A 17,951-nucleotide genomic window follows, 5' to 3' on the forward strand; every position below is an offset into this window, starting at 1 on the left:
GGCACCGGTTGGCCGCCGGCCTGATCTACGTAGGCAATGAAGTTTTCCCGGCGCTCGGAGATCGCCCCGGCGCAGTCCGCCTACTTTACTGCCGCTTGCTCGAGCAGATAGGCGATCGCCATGTTGCGTTCATCCTCATGGAGTATGTCCATGTCGAAGAGCTTCATGCTGCGCAGCCCTTCGATGACGAGGAAGGCCACGAGCAGCTTGGCCGTATCGGGATTTTCGGCCTTGAGGCGGTCGAGCAGATGGCGTTTGAAGTCGCGGACCGGATTGAGGAAATCGGGGTCTTCGGCAAGTGCGGCAAGGACACCGGCCGCAGAAGGCTGCTTTTGAGTGCATTCCTGGGCGGACAGCTCGACATAGGCAGCCAGGCTGCTGTTGGCTTCGCCATCGGACGACCTGGCGCTGAGCGCTTCCTCGAAGGTCTTGAGATAGTCCTGGACCAGGGCCTGCATCAGCTTGGCCTTGGAAGGGAAATTGTAGAGCAGCCCGCCCTTGGACACCCCGGCGCGCTGGGCCACCGCATCGAGCGACAGGTTGCCCGGGCCGACGATGTCCGCGAGTTCGGCGGCGGCAGCGAGGATCTTCTCGCGTGAACTGGGTCTGTGGCCCGACATGGTGGAGTCTCCGTGAAACTTCACATTATCTTGGATTGACAATACCGTCCAGACGGTACAGTAAGCGCTCCGCACTTGGGTTTTTCTATAAACACGTTCAATGTGCATCGCGGCCCGCCCGGATGCCGATTCCTTACGGATTGGGGATCTCCTTTGATAAAGCGTCTCATCATCGCTCTCGTATTGCTCGTTCTTGTCGTTGGCGGCATCGTCGGATTCAACGTTTTCCGCGACAACGCGATCCAGCAATTCTTCGCCAACATGCCGGTCGCCTCGGTAACCGTGGCAACCGCCAAGGTCGAGCCCGCTCCCTGGACCCCCGGCATCGAAACCATCGGCACCGTCAACGCCTCCCAGGGCGTCGACCTGACCGTCGAGCAGGCCGGTATCATCAAGGATATCAAGTTCGCGGCCAACCAGCACGTCAACCAGGGCGACGTGCTGATCCAGCTCGACGACACCGTGCAGCAGGCGGACCTGGCGGCATCCAAGGCCCAGGCCGCGCTCGACCAGCAGTCGCTCGACCGCGCCATGGAGCTGCAGCGTCGTGGCGTCGGCTCCGAAGTCGCGCTCGATGCCGCACGGGCAGCGGCCACGACATCGGCGTCGCAGGTGCAGAAGCTGCAGGCCGTGGTCGACCAGAAGCAGCTGCGCGCGCCGTTCTCCGGCACCATCGGCATTCCGAAGGTCGATGACGGCCAGTACCTGGCGCCCGGCACGATCGTCGCCACGCTTCAGGATCTCGAGACGATGCGGGCCGACTTTTCCGTGCCCGAGCAGCAGCTCGGCTTGCTGAAGATCGGCCAGCCGGTCGGCTTCGGCGTTGCCGCCGAAGACATGCCCTTCAAGGGCTCGGTGGTCGGCATCGACCCCAAGGTCGATCCGCAGAGCCGCCTTGTCTCGGTCCGCGCCGAAATCACCAATCCGGAAGGTAATCTGAGCCCCGGCCAGTTCGTGCGCGTCCGCGTCGAGCTTCCCGAGGAAGACGGCGTGCTGGCCGTGCCGCAGACGGCGCTGACCACCAGCCTCTATGGCGACTATGTCTATGTCGTGCGCCCGACCGAGGCCAAACCGGCCGCCGCTGGTGCAGCGGCTCCCGCCGCCGCTTCTGCCGCCCCGGCGCAGCCGGCAGCGGCTGAGCCGGCGCTTGTCGTCAAGCAGGTGTTCGTCAAGGTCGGCCGCCGCTCCGAAGGCCGCGTCGAGATCACCGAAGGCGTGGCGCTGGGCGACGAACTCGTCATTGCCGGGCAGAACAGGCTGACCAACGGCACGCCGGTAAAGGTCGACAACACCGTTTCGCCCACGGCTTCGGCCAACGCGAAGGCAGCCCCGAAATGAGTTTTTCCGACATCTTCATTCGCCGCCCCGTCCTGTCGACGGTGGTCGCCTTCATGATACTGCTCCTGGGTTTCCAGGGGCTGTTCAACCTTTCGGTTCGGCAGTATCCGGAAGTCGAGGAGACGGTGATCACCATCACCACCGTCTATCCCGGTGCCAGTGCCGACCTGATCCAGGGCTTCATCACCGCGCCGATCTCGGCCGCGGTGGCGACGACCGAAAACATCGACTACGTCACCTCGCAGAGCCGTCCGTCGACCAGCATCGTAACGGTCCAGATGGAGCTCGGCTCCAATCCGGACACGGCGCTGACCGAGGTCATGTCCAAGGTCCAGCAGGTGCGTGGGCAGCTGCCGAGCGACGCCAAGGACCCGACCATCGTCAAGGGTACGGGCATGCAGTTCGCCATCATGTACCTGGCGATGCAGAACCCGAACATGAGCTCGGAAGAGCTGACCGAATACATCGAACGCGTCATCCGTCCGCGCATGTCGACCATCGAGGGCGTTGCCGAGGTCCAGGTCCTGGGCGCGGCCAACTATTCGATGCGCGTCTGGGTCGACCCGGTGAAGCTCGCTGCACGCGGCCTCACCGCCGCCGAAGTGCTGCAGGCAATCAACGCCTCCAACTTCCTGTCGGCGCCGGGCAAGACCAAGAACGAATACGTCGCCTACTCGATCACCATGAAGTCGACGTTGCAGACGCCGGAATCGTTCAGCGAACTGCCGCTCAAGTCCGCGAACGGCAACGTCGTCCGGCTGCGCGATGTCGCGCATGTCGAACTCGCCGCCGAAAGCACCGACACCGTCGTCAACTTCAACGGCGAGCCGGGCACCTTCATCGGCATCTTCCCGACACCTTCGGCCAATCCGCTGAATACGGCGGCAGCCGTCATCGACGAACTGCCGGCCATCAGCGCCAGCCTGCCCGAGGGCATGACCATCACCATGGTCTATGACTCGACCGAGACCATCAGTGCTTCGATCGAGGAGGTGTTCAAGACCATCGCCGAAGCCGTCGCCATCGTCGTCGTCGTCATCCTGCTGTTCCTCGGCTCGTTCCGCTCGGTGCTGATGCCGGTGGTGACCATTCCGCTGTCGCTGATCGGTGTCTGCTTCATCCTTCTGATGATGGGCTATTCGATCAACCTCTTGTCGCTGCTGGCCATGGTGCTGGCGATCGGACTTGTGGTCGACGACGCCATCGTGGTGGTCGAGAACATCCACCGTCACATGGAAGAGGGCATGACGCCGATGCAGGCGGCGTTCAAGGGCATGCGCGAGATCTTCGCGCCGGTGGTCGCCATGACCATCACGCTCGCCGCCGTCTTCGCCCCGCTCGCCTTCACCGGCGGCCTCACCGGTTCGCTGTTCCGTGAATTCGCGCTGACGCTGGCAGGCGCCGTCGTCATTTCCGGCTTCGTCGCGGTGACCATCACCCCAATGATGTCGGCGCGCCTGCTGAAGGCAGGCAACCACAGCCGCTTCGCGCAATTCGTCGACCGTACCTTCGAGCGCGTCGCCAACCGCTATGAGCGGCTGGTCTCCGGCTCGCTCAAATACCGGTCGGTGACGCTTTTGATCGTCATTGCGCTGGTTTCGGTGACGGGCTTCATGTTCTTCAAGACGTCGAGCGAACTGGCGCCCGAGGAAGATTCGGGCGCGCTGTTTTCGCTGATCACTGCACCTCGCTACGCGACGACCGAGTACACCAGCCTCTACGCCGACCAGATCCGCGACCTGACCAAGGACCTGCCGGAGCTCAAGGCCAACTTCTCCATCGTCGGCATGGGTGGCGAGACCAATTCGGGCTTCTCGGTCTGGGCATTCAAGGACTGGGCCGATCGCGACCGTTCGCAGGCCGAACTGCAAGCCGATATCCAGGGCCGGCTGGCCAAGGTGAGCGGCGTGCAGGCGCTGGTCTTCGCCCCGCCGTCGCTGCCGGGTGCCGGTGGCGGCCTGCCGATCTCGATGGTCATCCAGTCGACCGGCGACCCGAGCCAGGTCTATGAGGTGGCCGAGCAGATCAAGGAAAAGGCGCAGGCTTCGGGACGCTTCATCGTCGTGCAGAACTCGCTGTCCTTCGACGCGCCGCAGGTCACCGTGACCATCGACCGCGACCGTGCGGCAGCGCTCAACCTGTCCGTCAGCGATGTCGGCTCGACGCTGAGTCTGCTTGTCGGCGGCGGCGCGATCGCCGAGTTCGACCGCGATTCCAACAGCTACGACATCATCATGCAGGTGCCGGAGGAATACCGGAACAACCCGGAGAAGCTCGGCGAGTTCTTCGTCCGCAGCGTCAACGGCCAGATGGTGCCGCTGTCGGCGGTCGTGACGATCAAGACCAACTCGTCGCCGGCCTCGATCGAGCAGTTCAACCAGCTCAACTCGGCGACGATCTCGGCACTGCCGGTGCCCGGCGTGACCACCGGCGACGGCCTGAAGACGATCGAGGACATCGCACGGCCGTTGCTGCCGGGCGGTTTCTTCGTCGACTATTCCGGCCAGTCGCGCCTGGAAAGCGAACAGGGCAGCACCATCCTGATTGCCTTCGCGCTTGCCATCGTCGTGATCTATCTGGTGCTGGCAGCACAGTTCGAAAGCTTCCGCGATCCGTTCATCATCATGATGTCGGTGCCGCTGTCGATCTTCGGCGCCATCGTGCCGCTCAATCTCGGCTTGGGTACGCTGAACATCTACACCCAGGTCGGCCTGATCACGCTGATAGGCCTGATCACCAAGCACGGCATCCTGCTGGTCGAATTCGCCAACCAGCAACGTGAGGAGCACGGCCTGTCGCGCAGCGAAGCCATCATCGCCTCGGCCAAGGTTCGCCTGCGGCCGATCCTGATGACCACCGCTGCGATGGCGCTGGGCGTCGTGCCGCTGATCGTTGCCTCGGGTGCGGGCGCTGCAGCGCGCTATTCGATGGGCCTGGTGATCTTCTCGGGCGTGCTCGTCGGTACCGTGTTCACGCTGTTCGTGGTGCCGATGTTCTACACCTTCATCTCGCGCAAGGACCTGGCAGCACACGCCGAGCTGCCCGATGCCAAGCAGATGGCCGAACCGGCCCATCACTGAGACCGATGAAAATGAAAAAAGGCCCCGGAGCGATCCGGGGCCTTTTTCGTTTGCATGCCCTGGTGCCCGCATTGGCGCGCGCCGTGCTCGAGGTGCTGCCAGAGCTACTTCGCTGCTGGTCCGCGTTGCGCCGGCTGGAACAGCTCGACCAGATTGCCCGAGGGGTCCACGAGCAGGATCTGCAGCCCACCGGGGCCGGAGACAATGTCATTGCGGAAGGTGATGCCTGCTGCCCGCAGCCGCTCGACCTCGCCGGGCAGGTCGTCGAAAACCAGCTGGATGCGATTCCAGCCGCCAGGGACCGGTTGCTCGCCATCGGGCATGGGCCTTCCTGCCGAGCTGGTCGGGCCGCTGAGCAGCAGTCGCAGCGGGCCCCGCCTGACGTCGGCGAAGGCTGGAGCAAAGTTGGAGAGGGGCGAGAAGTTCAGATGCTTGGTGTACCATGCCACGGCAGCGTCGACGTCGTCGACCATGTAGCGGATGTTGACGGCAATCTCTGTCATCGTTGCCTCCTTGTCCTGAACACATCCAAGGATCTAACGCCGTGCACGGATTGGCACAAGATTCATGCCGCTGGCCGGGAATCAGACTTCAGGACAGATGGCTGGGGCGCCAGGATTCGAACCTGGGAATGTCGGTACCAAAAACCGATGCCTTACCGCTTGGCGACGCCCCAACAGGCCGCAGGCTGACAATTCTCGAGCCGCAGGCGAGTCAATCGACCGCCGCCTTATATTCAGTGCGCGGCAAAAGCACAATCGCGCCTTCGCCGCTTTTCCTCTGCGGATGTGCGGGTTATTCGCCCCACACGGCGAGCTCGTTGCCCGCGGGATCGGTGAAGTGGAACCGCCGTCCTCCGGGGAACGAGAAGATCGGCTTGACGATCGTGCCGCCGGCGTCTTCGACCGCCGCAAGCGTCTCTTCCAGCGCCTCGGAATAGAGAATCGGCAGCGGCTTGGCCGGCACTTCGGCCTGGAACCCGCCGTCGAGGCCCTCGGCGAAGGCAGCATAGTCCGGGCCGTAGTCGGTGAAGGTCCAGCCGAAGGCCGCGCTGTAGAAGGATTTCACATGGTCGAGCGTGCCGCCGACCGCCGCCATTTCGATGTAGTCGAGTTTGCCGGTCTTTCGCATTGTCGTCTCCAGGAATTGTTCTCTATATGTTCTATATGAGGTAGATGGCTGCCGCAAGCTTTCCCATCCGTCGCTCCATTAATCGATTGTAGGACATCCGGGGGCGGAACTCCGCCTTGCCTTTCGCAGCGCAGCATCATATCGCTCGCCCAGAAGCGGGCGGCGGCCACCGCCCTGTTCCACACTCAGTCGGCGAGGAGAAGGCATGACCAAGTGGGTTTACAGGTTTGGCGACGGTGCGGCGGAGGGGCGTTCGAGCGATCGCGACCTGCTCGGCGGCAAGGGGGCGAATCTCGCCGAGATGTGCAGTCTCGGCCTGCCGGTACCGCCCGGCTTCACCATCACCACGGCCGCCTGCAACTGGTTTTATGCCAATGGCCGCAGCTATCCAGAGACGCTGGAGGCGGATGTCCGCACGGCGCTCGACCATATCGGTGCGATCACCGGCCGGCGCTTCGGCGATCCCGAAAGCCTGCTGCTCGTCTCGGTGCGCTCCGGCGCCCGCGCCTCGATGCCGGGCATGATGGACACCGTGCTCAACCTCGGCCTCAACGACGTCACCGTCGAGGCCCTGGCAGCGGACGCCGGCGATGCGCGCTTTGCCTATGACAGCTACCGCCGCTTCATCACCATGTATTCCGACGTGGTGCTCGGCCTCGACCACGAGGTCTTCGAGGAACTGCTCGAGGATGAAAAGGGGCGCCTCGGCTACGAGCTCGACACCGAGTTCACGGCGGCGCAGTGGCAGGACGTCATCGTGCTCTACAAGGCCAAGGTCGAGGAAGAGCTCGGCCGCTCCTTCCCGCAGGACCCGCACGAGCAGCTGTGGGGTGCCATCGGCGCGGTGTTCCAGAGCTGGATGAACCATCGCGCCATCACCTATCGCCGCCTGCACGACATTCCCGAGAGCTGGGGCACGGCGGTCAACGTCCAGGCCATGGTGTTCGGCAACATGGGCGACACCTCGGCCACCGGCGTTGCCTTCACCCGCAACCCCTCGACCGGCGAGAAGATGCTCTATGGCGAGTTCCTGGTGAACGCGCAGGGCGAGGACGTGGTGGCCGGCATCCGCACGCCGCAGAACATCACCGAGGCGGCGCGCATCGCCGCCGGCTCCGACAAGCCGTCGCTGCAGAAGCTGATGCCGGAAGCGTTCAACTCGTTCGTGGCGATCTCCAATCGCCTCGAACAGCACTATCGCGACATGCAGGACCTCGAGTTCACCATCGAGCGCGGCAAGCTGTGGATGCTGCAGACCCGTTCGGGCAAGCGCACCGCCAAGGCGGCGCTGAAGATCGCCGCCGAGATGGCCGGCGAAGGCCTGATCACCAGGGAAGAGGCGATCGGCCGGATCGATCCGTCGTCGCTGGACCAGTTGCTGCACCCGACAATCGACCCCAAGGCGCAGCGCGAGGTCATCGCCGTCGGGCTGCCGGCGTCGCCAGGTGCGGCCACCGGCGAGATCGTGTTCTCGTCGGACGAGGCCGAGGAGCTGAAGTCTGCCGGGCGCAAGGTCATCCTCGTGCGCATCGAGACGAGCCCAGAGGACATCCACGGCATGCATGCCTCCGAAGGCATCCTGACGACGCGTGGCGGCATGACCAGCCACGCGGCCGTGGTTGCCCGCGGCATGGGCAAGCCCTGCGTTTCGGGTGCCGGTTCGCTGCGCGTCGACTACCGCGCCGGCACGCTGATCGCGATGGGCCGCACCTTCCGCAAGGGCGACATCATCACCATCGACGGCTCCAACGGCCAGGTGCTGAAGGGCTCGGTGCCGATGCTGCAGCCGGAGCTGTCGGGCGACTTCGCCGCGATCATGGAATGGGCCGATGCGGCGCGGCGCATGAAGGTGCGCACCAACGCCGAGACGCCGGCCGACGCGCGCATGGCGCGCTCCTTCGGCGCCGAGGGCATCGGCCTGTGCCGCACCGAACATATGTTCTTCGATGGCGACCGCATCGTCGCGATGCGCGAGATGATCCTCGCCGACAGCGAAAAGGACAGGCGCACGGCGCTTGCCAAGCTGCTGCCGATGCAGCGCTCGGACTTCATCGAGCTGTTCGAGATCATGGCCGGCCTGCCGGTGACGATCCGCCTGCTCGATCCGCCGCTGCATGAGTTCCTGCCCAAGACCGAGGACGAAATCGCCGAAGTCGCCGAAGCGATGAACGTGTCGGCGGACAAGCTGCGCCAGCGCACCGAGGCGCTGCACGAGTTCAACCCGATGCTGGGCCACCGCGGCTGCCGTCTTGCCGTCTCCTATCCCGAGATCGCCGAGATGCAGGCGCGCGCCATCTTCGAGGCGGCAGTCGAGGCAGGCAAGAAGACGGGCAGCCCCGTCGTGCCGGAGATCATGGTGCCGCTGGTCGGCCTGATGAAGGAACTCGACTACGTCAAGGCGCGCATCGATGCGGTCGCCAAGAGCGTCATGCAGGAATCGGGCGTCAACATCGACTATCTCGTCGGTACGATGATCGAGCTGCCGCGTGCGGCCATCCGCGCCCATGTGATCGCGGAAGCCGCCGAGTTCTTCTCCTTCGGCACCAACGACCTGACGCAGACGACCTTCGGCATTTCGCGCGACGACGCGGCCTCGTTCCTCGAGACCTACCGCCAGAAGGGCATCATCGAGCAGGACCCGTTCGTCTCGCTCGACATCGATGGCGTCGGCGAACTGGTCAAGATCGCTGCCGAGAAGGGCAGGGCGACGCGGCCCGAGATCAAGCTCGGCATCTGCGGCGAGCATGGCGGCGACCCGGCCTCGATCAGGTTCTGCGAAAGCGTCGGGCTGGACTATGTCTCGTGCTCGCCCTTCCGCGTGCCGATCGCACGGCTGGCCGCAGCGCAGGCCGCGGTGAAGGCGCAAAGGTAGCAGCGCGATCGCGTGAGCGAGTCATACCCAATTCGCAAATTGGGTATGACCGGCTGCGTCAGGAGATTTCGTCAAGCAGGCGGTTGATTTCTGGCCGTTGCTTGAGCGATGACGCGATAGCTTCGCGCCACTTCGCTCCGTTGTTCAGGGCGATCTCGTATGCGATCGCCAGTTCCTGAGGACGATCTTCGACCAAGACCCGGATCAGCGTCTCGGCTTGAGCCAGGTCTTTCGCAATCTTGGTCACGCCTAGCCCGGTTCGGCGTTGGGCCACGATCAGCTTGTGCACGGCATAGCGTTCAGGTTTCGGGACCTGAACCAACACGCCACTTCGGTATAGCGCGACAGCTGGTATCGGCTCTGCGATCAGGTAGTTCAGGAACGGAAGCGTCTGAGCGTAGACGTTCAGAGGTTCGAGCTTGACGACTTCGCTTTTGCTCTGCATGCGAGGAGCAAGAAAGTCGACCATCGCTCCGCCGCCTTTCAACCGCCATCTCGTAGACCTTCCTTTAGGGTCGAGTCCGGGTGCGGGTTCCAAAGACAGGGTTTTGAACGTTTCAGCCAGCGATGGATCGACCTGATCGTCAATTGCCAGCTTGAGGTTTTCGAATGCGGCAATATCGACGTCCTGTGTAACTGCGAGTGTGCCTGAAAAGGAAAATCCCAGTTCGGCGCCGTAAAGTCGGAACGCGTGTGTTCCAACCAGTGTTCCCCCCAACCGGAACACGCCAACTCTCGCCATCGCGCTCAGGATGCTTCCAGTTTGGCGGTCGACCGCCGCAAGCCCGGCTGCGCGCAGTTGCGCCACCAGCAAGGCGGAGTGCCGTTCAAGGCTCTTGTCGTCTTGGATATCTTCCCGCAGGCGTGCGATGAGCTGGCGCATGTCGTCACTGTCCGGGCCAATGTAGCGATCGACGGGCTTGTCACCAATTCTTTGCCGCGCGTACCAGTATTTGCCTTGCGGAAGCTCCTTGAGGAAGGGAGAGCCAGCGATAGCCCTCACGTCGCGCATTCGATGCGCTTCGAGGAGATCCTGGTATGCGGTGTGGACAGAAAGCGGCAAATGCATAGCTATACCCTACAGCGATACCTTGCGTAGGGTATAGTGAATACCCTACTTCAGCAATTTGTGTAGGGTATATTGGATCGGCAATCCGCTCGGCGCTGCCAAGCCGGTCTCTTCAAGCTGCGGCGCGGAAGGCCTCGACCACGCCGACATAGGCTTCGGCCAGCTTTGCCAGCGGGCTGTTGCTGCGCGATGCCGATTCGACCTTCAGCTTGCCGCCGCTGACGGGCAGCGAAAGCAGCAGGAACTGGCGGCGCGCGCCGTCGCCGATCGAGGCGGCCGCGACATGCTTGTCTTCGCCGTCGTCGTCGATGTGCATCTTGAACAGCAGGATGCCGCCGACAGCTTCGAGCGCGTCGTCGACGAGTTGCGTGAATTCTTCCTCCGTCACACCGGTGGCGGCAACCACCACCTCTTCGGCAACTGCTTGTTCACTCGCCGCGTCGGCAGCGCCGACGGGTTCGAGCGCGAGGTCTTCCGGCGACAGCATGACGGTTTCCGGTGCGGCGGAACTCTCTGCCACCGGCTCCTCAGCCTCGGCCGTCGCCAGCTCGGACGATTGCTCGTCGTCGAACGTCTCGGGTTCGATCATGCCGGGGGTCTCTTCCGCCGACAGCTCGAGCGGTCCTGTTGCTTCCATGACCGGTTCGCTGGTTTCGATCGCGGAATCGGCGTCGACTTCGCCGCCTTCGGCGGCTGCCGCCGTCTCGTCGCCGGCCAGTTGCTCGCTGGCATCCGTATCGGCCTGCTCGACCGTGCCGATTTCTTCAGATTGGGTATCGGTCTGCGGCAGGACTTCATCCTCCGCGCGCGGCTGCGTATCCATGTGATCCCTCACATTACTCTACCCACCACACCAGCCGGTAACAAAGGTTAACCGGGACCGTGGCCGCAATATGGCCGCCGGCGTTTTGCCGGCTTGGCATGCCGGAGGGCAGGCTGGACAATCGCGCCATTGCGACCAGAATGGCAGCAGACGATCTGGGAGGATCCGCATGCTTGGACTGATGCAGGAATGGCCGCTGCTGTGCCACAAGATCATCGACCATGCCGCCCGGCAGCACCCGAATCGGGAGATCGTGTCGCGGTCGATCGAGGGGCCCATCGTCCGCACCAACTATGCCGAGTTGCGCACGCGGTCGCTGAAGGTTGCGCAACGGCTGGAGCGCGACGGCTACAAGACGGGCGAGCGTATCGCCACGCTGGCCTGGAACTCGGCGCGGCACATGGAAGCGTGGTACGGCATCATGGGCATGGGCGGGGTCTACCACACGCTCAACCCGCGCCTGTTTCCCGAGCAACTGGTCTGGATCATGAACCATGCTCAGGACCAGGCGCTGTTCGTCGACCTGACCTTCCTGCCGCTGGTGGAGAAGGTCGCGCCGCAGGTGCCCTCGCTCAAGCGCATCATCGTCCTGACCGACGCCGCCCACCTGTCGCAGACGGCGTTGCCGAATGTCACGGCCTATGAGGAGTGGCTGGCCGAGGCCGACGGCGACTATGCCTGGAAGGCGCTCGACGAGCATGCCGCAGCCGGCATGTGCTACACCTCGGGCACGACAGGCGATCCCAAGGGCGTCGTCTACAGCCATCGCTCCAACGTGCTCCACGCCATGATCGCGGTGATGCCGGATGCCATGGGCATCTCGGTCCGCGACGTGGTCATGCCGGTCGTGCCGATGTTTCATGCCAATGCCTGGGGCCTCGCCCAGAGCACGCCGATGGTCGGCGCGAAATTCGTCATGCCGGGCGGCAAGATGGACGGCGCCTCGATCTACGAGATGCTCGACACCGAACGCGTGACATTCACCGCTGCCGTGCCGACCGTCTGGCTGATGCTGCTGCAGCATCTCGAGGAGACCGGCAAGAAATTGCCGCATCTCAACAAGGTGGTGATCGGCGGTTCGGCCTGCCCACGCATGGTCACCGAAAAGTTCGAGCGCAACTACGGCGTCGAGGTGATCCATGCCTGGGGCATGACCGAGATGTCGCCGCTCGGCACCTTGTGTACGATCAAGCCGGAATATGACGATCTCGAAGGCAATGACAGGCTGAACCTCCAGCAGAAGCAGGGTTACACGCCTTTCGGCGTCGAGATGAAGATCACCGACGACGACGACAACGAACTGCCCTGGGACGGCAAGACGTTTGGCAGGCTGAAGGTGCGCGGACCGGCCGTCTCGGGGGCGTATTTCGGTGGCGCCAGCGCCGAGCAATTCGATGCCGACGACTGGTTCGACACCGGCGACGTCGCGCATATCGACGTCAACGGCTACATGCAGATCACCGATCGCTCCAAGGACGTGATCAAGTCGGGCGGCGAGTGGATTTCCTCGATCGAGCTGGAAAATCTCGCCGTCGCGCATCCCGATGTCCAGGAAGCGGCGGTGATCGGAGTCAGGCATTCGCGCTGGGACGAGCGCCCTTTGATGGTTGTCGTGCGCAAGCCGGGCAGGGAGCCCGAGAAGGCCGACATCTTGGCCTTCCTCGATGGCAAGGTCGCCAAGTGGTGGATGCCCGACGATGTCGCCTTCGTCGACGAGATCCCGCACACGGCTACCGGCAAGATCCAGAAGATGGCGTTGCGCGAGAGGTTCAGGGACTATCGGCTGCCATCCGACGCCGCCGGTTGAGCAGGTTCATGTGCGGGACGGCGGCAGGCGTCGCCTTTCCGCTTCAACCGCCGCATGAAACCCTCTAGTTTGCAGGAGCAGCATTTTCGCCGTGGGGACGGCGGCGCTGTGACATTGCAGACGGGTACGGGGTTCCATGGTCGAGTTCCAGTCGAGATATCATGAGCAGCGCACCACGCGCTCGGCCGGACTGTCGCGCGGCATGGCGTCCTTTTCAACGGTGCTGCTGATCACCGCCGTGCTCGGCCACCGCCGTGGCCTGATCGAGACGACCGCGTTCTTCTGGGTGCTCGGCATCGTTGCCCTGCTCGCCGCCTTCGCGTTGCTGCTGTCAGGCTTTGCCTTTTCGCGGCTGTGGAAGTTTGGCGATCGCGGCGGTCACGACCTGACAGCCGGTGCCCTGCTCGGGCTTGTCGTTCTCGCGCCGTTCGGCTTCGTCGCCTACCAGATCGCCACCTTGCCGATGCTGCGCGACATCTCGACCGACACCGAGGTTCCGCCGGCGTTGACGGCGGCGGTGTCGTTGCGGACGCCTGCGATGAACAGCCTGGAATTGCCCTCGGCCGGCGAGCGCGCCTTGCAGGCCCAGGCCTATCCGCTGGTTGCCGGGCGGCGATACGACCTGTCGCTCGACCGGGTTCTGGAGAGCGTGTCGGCTGTCCTGGGACGGCAGGGCTGGGAGGTCGTGGTGCCGCCGCCGGCCGCCGAGCAGGCCATCGGTGAGGTCGACATCGAGGCCGTAGCGCGGACCTTCATTCTGGCCCTGCCGTCGGACGTGGCGATTCGGCTGGTGGATGACGGCGATTCGACCTTCGTCGACATGCGTTCCGCCTCACGCTACGGCCGTCACGACCTTGGCGACAATGCCGAGCGGATCACCGCATTCCTGACGGCGCTCGATCAGGAGATCGCCGCCCAGGCCGGCACGGCAACCACCGCAACACCCGAACAATAGCCTCACCTGACCGGCGAATAGACGCTGTCGATCGCTGGCGCTTCGCTGCTGGTAGCCTGGCCGCGCCCGACCAGGTCTTCGAGATGGGCGAGGACCGAGAGGCCGGCTGCACCGTAGAGCCGGGGATCGGTATCGCGATAGATCGCGCGCACGATGTCGGGGATCAGGCGATCCCCGGCGCCAAGCCGCTCGAGGATGGCCTGTTCGCGCATCCTGCGGTGCGCCTTCAGCCCGGGCACGAAGGTTTGTGGCGCCACCACCGGGCCGCCATGGCCGGGCAGATAGAGGCGGTCATCGCGTGCGATGAGCTTGTCGAGCGATGCCATGTAGTCCGACATTGCGCCATCGGGCGGGGCGACGATCGAGGTCGACCAGGCCATGACGTGGTCAGCTGAAAACAGAACGCCAGTGCCCTCGAGCGCGAAGGCGGCGTGGTTCGCGGCATGGCCGGGCGTCAGCACCGTGCGCATGCGCCAGCCGTCGCCGTCGACGATCTGGCCGTCTGCCATGACGAGGTCGGGGACGAAGTCGGTATCGCTGCTGGCGTCGAGCGGGGCGATCTCGCCAATCCGCAACGGCCGTGCGGGGCGGTGCGGGCCTTCGGCAACGGTCACCGCGCCGGTCAGCGCCTTGAGGCGCGCTGCCAGCGGCGAGTGGTCGCGATGGGTGTGGCTGACGAAGACATGGCTGACCGGCCGCCCGGCGATGGCGCGGATCAGGGCTTCGAGATGAGCCTCGTCGGCCGGCCCGGGATCGAGGACGGCCAAGGTGTCGCGGCCGATGATGTAGCTGTTGGTGCCGTGGAAGGTGAAAGGGCCAGGATTGTTGGCGGTGATCCGCATGACGCCCTCGGCGACCGGGACCGGTTGGCCGTAGGCGGGGTCGAAGCGTGTGTCGAGGTCGAGGGACATGGCCGGCCAATATCTGTGAGTTCGAGGAGCCAGTGGCAAATTCGTTTGCCGCGTAGCACGGAAGACAATATAGGGAAAATCACGTCTAGCGTGCTTGGCACGCACAGCAGAAGGGGTTTTACATGGCCGTTGCATCCAGCAGTTCCACCGCGCTCATCTCTGCGGCATTGCCCGAAAAGGGCGCGATGCGCCTGGCGACCCAGCTTCTTCTGGCTGTTGCCGGTTCGCTGCTGCTCATCGCCTCGGCCAAGACCAAGGTCATGCTCGGACCGGTCGACATGTCGCTGCAGACGCTGGCCGTCCTGGGCATCGCCGCAGCCTATGGCATGCGTCTCGGCCTTGCGACGATCCTGCTCTACATGGCCCAGGGCGCCATGGGTTATCCGGTGTTCCAGAGCACGCCCGAGAAGGGCCTCGGCATTGCCTACATGCTCGGTTCGACCGGCGGCTACCTCGCCGGCTTCGTCGCCATGGTGGCGATCGTCGGCTGGGCCGTTGATCGCGGCTGGGGCCGCAGCATCGTCAAGATGCTCGGCGCCATGCTCGTCGCCGAAGTCGTGATGATGGCGATGGGCTTCTCCTGGCTGTCGCTGCTGATCGGCGCCGAGAAGTCGTGGCAGTTCGGCGTCGTGCCGTTCATCGTGCCCGACCTGATCAAGGTGGCGCTCGCTGCCGCAGCCGTTCCGGCGATCTGGGCGCTGCTTCCCAAGAAGGGCTGACCGGCCAACGACTGCACACTGGTCTTAGCAACGCCCCGGCTCTAGAAAGGCCGGGGCGTTTTGCATTTGAAGAGCATTGGGATCATGACCGTTCTTGTCACCGGCACTGCCGGGTTCATCGGCTTCCACGTCGCCAGGCGGCTTCTGGCGGAGGGATACGAAGTTGTCGGCTTCGACAGTGTCACAGACTATTACGACACCTCGCTCAAGCGGTCGCGACTCGAAATCCTGGCCGAGAACGACGATTTCCGCTTCATCCGGGCCGACCTCGCCAACGCGGCGGCGGTGAAATCGGCCTTCGAATGCCGTCCGGAGATCGTCATCAACCTCGCCGCGCAGGCCGGGGTGCGCTATTCGCTCGAAAATCCGCAAGCCTATGTCGACGCCAACGTCACCGGCTTTCTCAACATCCTCGAGAATTGCCGCGCAACGCAGCCGAAGCACCTGATCTACGCCTCGTCGAGTTCGGTCTATGGCGGCAACAAGAAGCAGCCCTATTCGCCGCGCGACGGCGTCGATCACCCCGTCAGCCTCTATGCGGCGACGAAGAAGGCCAATGAACTGATGGCGCATACCTACAGCCACCTGTTCGGCGTGCCCGCCACCGGCTTGCGCTTCTTCACCGTCTACGGGCCCTTGGGGCGGCCTGACATGGCCTATTACAAGTTCACCCGCGCCATCTTCGCGGGCGAACCCATCGACATCTACAACAACGGCGACATGTACCGCGACTTCACCTATGTCGACGACATCGTCGAGGGCATCGTCCGTCTCATCGACCTGCCGCCAAAGGCCGATCCCGACTATGACATCGCAGCTGGCGGCGCCACGGGCAGCTGGGCGCCGCATCGCGTCATGAACATCGGCAACCGCCGCAAGGAACATCTGATGGAGATGATCCGCATTCTCGAGCGCGCGACAGGCCGAGAGGCGGTGAAGAACTTCATGCCGCTGCAGCCGGGCGACGTGCTCAGCACATGGGCCGACGTCAGCGACCTCGAGGCATTGATCGGCGAGCTTCCGCACACGCCGATCGAGGAGGGCCTGCTGCGCTTCGTCGATTGGTACGGCCGGTACTACCGCGTCCAATAGCCGGGGCATTCAGGCATATTGGCCTCCGGTCGCCGCAGCGCCGGCCACGCTTCCGGGAAGGTAGGTCGCTCCGCCGCCGGCGGTGTCGATGACGCCGTTGAGTGCCGCATTGTAGCGCTGGCCGGTCGCGCTGCCGCTGAATGCCATGCCCGCGCAAGCGATCGTGCCATGCCGGCAGCCGGCAAAGGCGGTGGCGAAGGCGGGCGTCCCCGAGAGCGTCACGGTCCGGCCGTCGGTGTTGACGATCCCGCCGCTCTGCGCCGACCAATGCATCGGCGATGCGCCTGAAATGCTGTAGTTGCCGGCAGCGATCGCCGCGCCGTTGTTCCTGCACAGGATATGCGCCTGGGCGCAGGCCCCGAAACGGACGTTCTGGAACCGGAGCGTGCCGCCGTCCGCGTCGAGGCCGAAGCCGCTGGCCGACGTCCTCATCTCCATGTCCTTGACCAGGCAGGCCGTGCCGGACGGCGCGCTGATGGCATTCGCACTGGTGGTCGAGACGATCACGTTGGCCGGCGTCCCGCTGTTGCCGGCAATGACGAGCGCCGATGGCCCTGCCTGGCCGGTCATCGCTGGAACGGCGATAGCGCCGGTGTAGGTGCCGTCGGCGACCTGGATGGTGACCGTGAAGCCGGCCATGTCGAGGCTCGCCGCGGCGTCGAGCCCCTTCTGGATCGTCAGGAAGGCGCCGCCGCTGGTGTTGGTCAGCCCGTTGTTGGCATCCGAGCCGTCGGTGCGGATGAAATAGCTCCGGTCGGCAGCGAGCAGTTCGCGGACATGGCGCCTTGCCACTGCCTGGTTCTGGTCGGTCAATGGCAACGCTGCCGGCAACAGCACGCGCCCGTCCGAACGGCTGACCTGCAGCGCTTCCGTCCAGGCGCCGCCATCGGGAGAAACCTTGAGGTGCCAGTCGTCGTCGCCGGCGAGGCCGAATTCGGCGCGGCCGGAATAGCCGGTCTGAAACAGCAGCGAGGCATTGTCGCCGGCGGCAGCTTTGTTGATCTTGACCTGCTGGCCGGCGCCGAGATTGTCGAACAGCACCGCCTGGCTTTTCACCGAAAGCCGGTTGGTGGTGTCGGCCGTCGTGTTGATACCGACCATGGCCGCCGGGTTGATGCCGAGCGCAACGGTGTCGACCCAGGCGGTGCCGTCATGGGCAAGGATGCGCTGTTCGTCGGCGACCCAGGCAAGCCAGCCCCTGACCGGGTTGTGGAAGGCCCAGGCGCCGTCCTGCCAGCCGGCGATCTGGCCGATCTTGCCGCTCCAGCTGCCGGTTGCCGCAGCCGCGACGATGTAGCGGTCGCCCTCGGCAGGCGAGGCAGGCGGCGCTGCCAGATGCCGGTCGAGAACGGAGAGTTGCACGAGGATGTCGAGCGCCTGCAGCGCCTCGTTGTGGGTGACATGTTTCTGTGCCTGGGACGGCATGATGAAGGGCATTTTCAGGTTGGTCGTTTGTTCCAAGGCGGGCTCCTGTCGTTGGCTCTTGCGCGATGATAGGGCCGGCCGGAAGGGGGGTGGAAAAGCGGACATGTCT

Annotated in this window: 14 protein-coding genes and 1 tRNA gene; 7 read left to right on the forward strand and 8 right to left on the reverse strand. The window is 64.3% G+C overall.

Annotation, left to right across the window (positions count from 1 at the left end; all coding sequences use genetic code 11):
* Window positions 1-80 precede the first annotated feature (80 nt).
* Window positions 81-620 (reverse strand): TetR/AcrR family transcriptional regulator, encoded by a 540-nt coding sequence (locus ASC75_RS17885; protein WP_055978327.1) that lies wholly within the window; start codon window positions 618-620, stop codon window positions 81-83.
* A 153-nt stretch (window positions 621-773) separates the two neighbouring features.
* Between ASC75_RS17885 and ASC75_RS17890 the strand changes: the two genes are divergently transcribed.
* Entirely contained in the window at window positions 774-1,958 is a 1,185-nt protein-coding gene (locus ASC75_RS17890; protein ID WP_055978328.1) for an efflux RND transporter periplasmic adaptor subunit, read from the forward strand.
* Window positions 1,955-5,038: an efflux RND transporter permease subunit gene (locus ASC75_RS17895; RefSeq protein WP_055978329.1), complete on the forward strand. Its 3,084-nt coding sequence runs from the start codon at window positions 1,955-1,957 to the stop codon at window positions 5,036-5,038. The genes ASC75_RS17890 and ASC75_RS17895 overlap by 4 nt, the downstream gene beginning before the upstream one ends.
* A gap of 104 nt (window positions 5,039-5,142) precedes the next feature.
* Here the strand turns inward: ASC75_RS17895 and ASC75_RS17900 are convergent, their stop codons facing one another.
* From ASC75_RS17900 to ASC75_RS17910, 3 genes are all read right to left on the reverse strand, one after another.
* Window positions 5,143-5,541 carry a VOC family protein gene (locus tag ASC75_RS17900; protein ID WP_055978330.1) on the reverse strand — a complete coding sequence of 133 codons (399 nt, stop codon included), beginning with the start codon at window positions 5,539-5,541 and terminating at the stop codon, window positions 5,143-5,145.
* Window positions 5,542-5,639: 98 nt separating this feature from the next.
* Window positions 5,640-5,714: transfer RNA gene (locus ASC75_RS17905), tRNA-Gln, on the reverse strand.
* Between the two features lie 119 nt (window positions 5,715-5,833).
* On the reverse strand, window positions 5,834-6,169 hold the full coding sequence (locus tag ASC75_RS17910; RefSeq protein WP_055978331.1) for a VOC family protein: 336 nt from the start codon (window positions 6,167-6,169) through the stop codon (window positions 5,834-5,836).
* A gap of 205 nt (window positions 6,170-6,374) precedes the next feature.
* Between ASC75_RS17910 and ppdK the strand changes: the two genes are divergently transcribed.
* A complete protein-coding gene (ppdK, locus tag ASC75_RS17915; protein ID WP_055978332.1) occupies window positions 6,375-9,041 on the forward strand; it encodes a pyruvate, phosphate dikinase in 2,667 nt (888 codons plus the stop codon).
* A gap of 58 nt (window positions 9,042-9,099) precedes the next feature.
* On the opposite strand, the gene ASC75_RS17920 is transcribed toward ppdK, so the two are convergent.
* On the reverse strand, window positions 9,100-10,110 hold the full coding sequence (locus ASC75_RS17920; protein WP_055978333.1) for a GSU2403 family nucleotidyltransferase fold protein: 1,011 nt from the start codon (window positions 10,108-10,110) through the stop codon (window positions 9,100-9,102).
* Between the two features lie 112 nt (window positions 10,111-10,222).
* Window positions 10,223-10,933 carry a hypothetical protein gene (locus tag ASC75_RS26140; RefSeq protein WP_156381308.1) on the reverse strand — a complete coding sequence of 237 codons (711 nt, stop codon included), beginning with the start codon at window positions 10,931-10,933 and terminating at the stop codon, window positions 10,223-10,225.
* A 169-nt stretch (window positions 10,934-11,102) separates the two neighbouring features.
* Here ASC75_RS26140 and ASC75_RS17930 point away from each other — a divergent pair, with 169 nt between their 5' ends.
* On the forward strand, window positions 11,103-12,740 hold the full coding sequence (locus ASC75_RS17930; RefSeq protein ID WP_055978334.1) for a long-chain-fatty-acid--CoA ligase: 1,638 nt from the start codon (window positions 11,103-11,105) through the stop codon (window positions 12,738-12,740).
* 136 nt (window positions 12,741-12,876) lie between these two features.
* Window positions 12,877-13,695: a DUF1499 domain-containing protein gene (locus tag ASC75_RS17935; protein ID WP_055978335.1), complete on the forward strand. Its 819-nt coding sequence runs from the start codon at window positions 12,877-12,879 to the stop codon at window positions 13,693-13,695.
* 2 nt (window positions 13,696-13,697) lie between these two features.
* Here ASC75_RS17935 and ASC75_RS17940 read toward each other — a convergent pair whose 3' ends face one another.
* Window positions 13,698-14,606, reverse strand: a complete 909-nt coding sequence (locus ASC75_RS17940; protein WP_055978336.1) for an MBL fold metallo-hydrolase — start codon at window positions 14,604-14,606, stop codon at window positions 13,698-13,700.
* A gap of 122 nt (window positions 14,607-14,728) precedes the next feature.
* Between ASC75_RS17940 and ASC75_RS17945 the strand changes: the two genes are divergently transcribed.
* Both ASC75_RS17945 and ASC75_RS17950 read left to right on the forward strand, forming a co-directional pair.
* Window positions 14,729-15,325, forward strand: coding sequence for a biotin transporter BioY (locus ASC75_RS17945; RefSeq protein ID WP_055978337.1), 597 nt, complete (start codon window positions 14,729-14,731; stop codon window positions 15,323-15,325).
* A gap of 84 nt (window positions 15,326-15,409) precedes the next feature.
* The gene (locus ASC75_RS17950; RefSeq protein ID WP_055978338.1) at window positions 15,410-16,417 is read left to right on the forward strand and encodes an NAD-dependent epimerase; all 1,008 of its coding nucleotides are present in this window, start codon (window positions 15,410-15,412) and stop codon (window positions 16,415-16,417) included.
* A gap of 9 nt (window positions 16,418-16,426) precedes the next feature.
* Here the strand turns inward: ASC75_RS17950 and ASC75_RS17955 are convergent, their stop codons facing one another.
* Window positions 16,427-17,878: a DUF2793 domain-containing protein gene (locus tag ASC75_RS17955; RefSeq protein ID WP_055978339.1), complete on the reverse strand. Its 1,452-nt coding sequence runs from the start codon at window positions 17,876-17,878 to the stop codon at window positions 16,427-16,429.
* Between the last annotated feature and the right edge of the window lie 73 nt (window positions 17,879-17,951).

The organism is Aminobacter sp. DSM 101952, assembly GCF_001424795.1.
GTDB classification, from domain to species: domain Bacteria; phylum Pseudomonadota; class Alphaproteobacteria; order Rhizobiales; family Rhizobiaceae; genus Aminobacter; species Aminobacter aganoensis.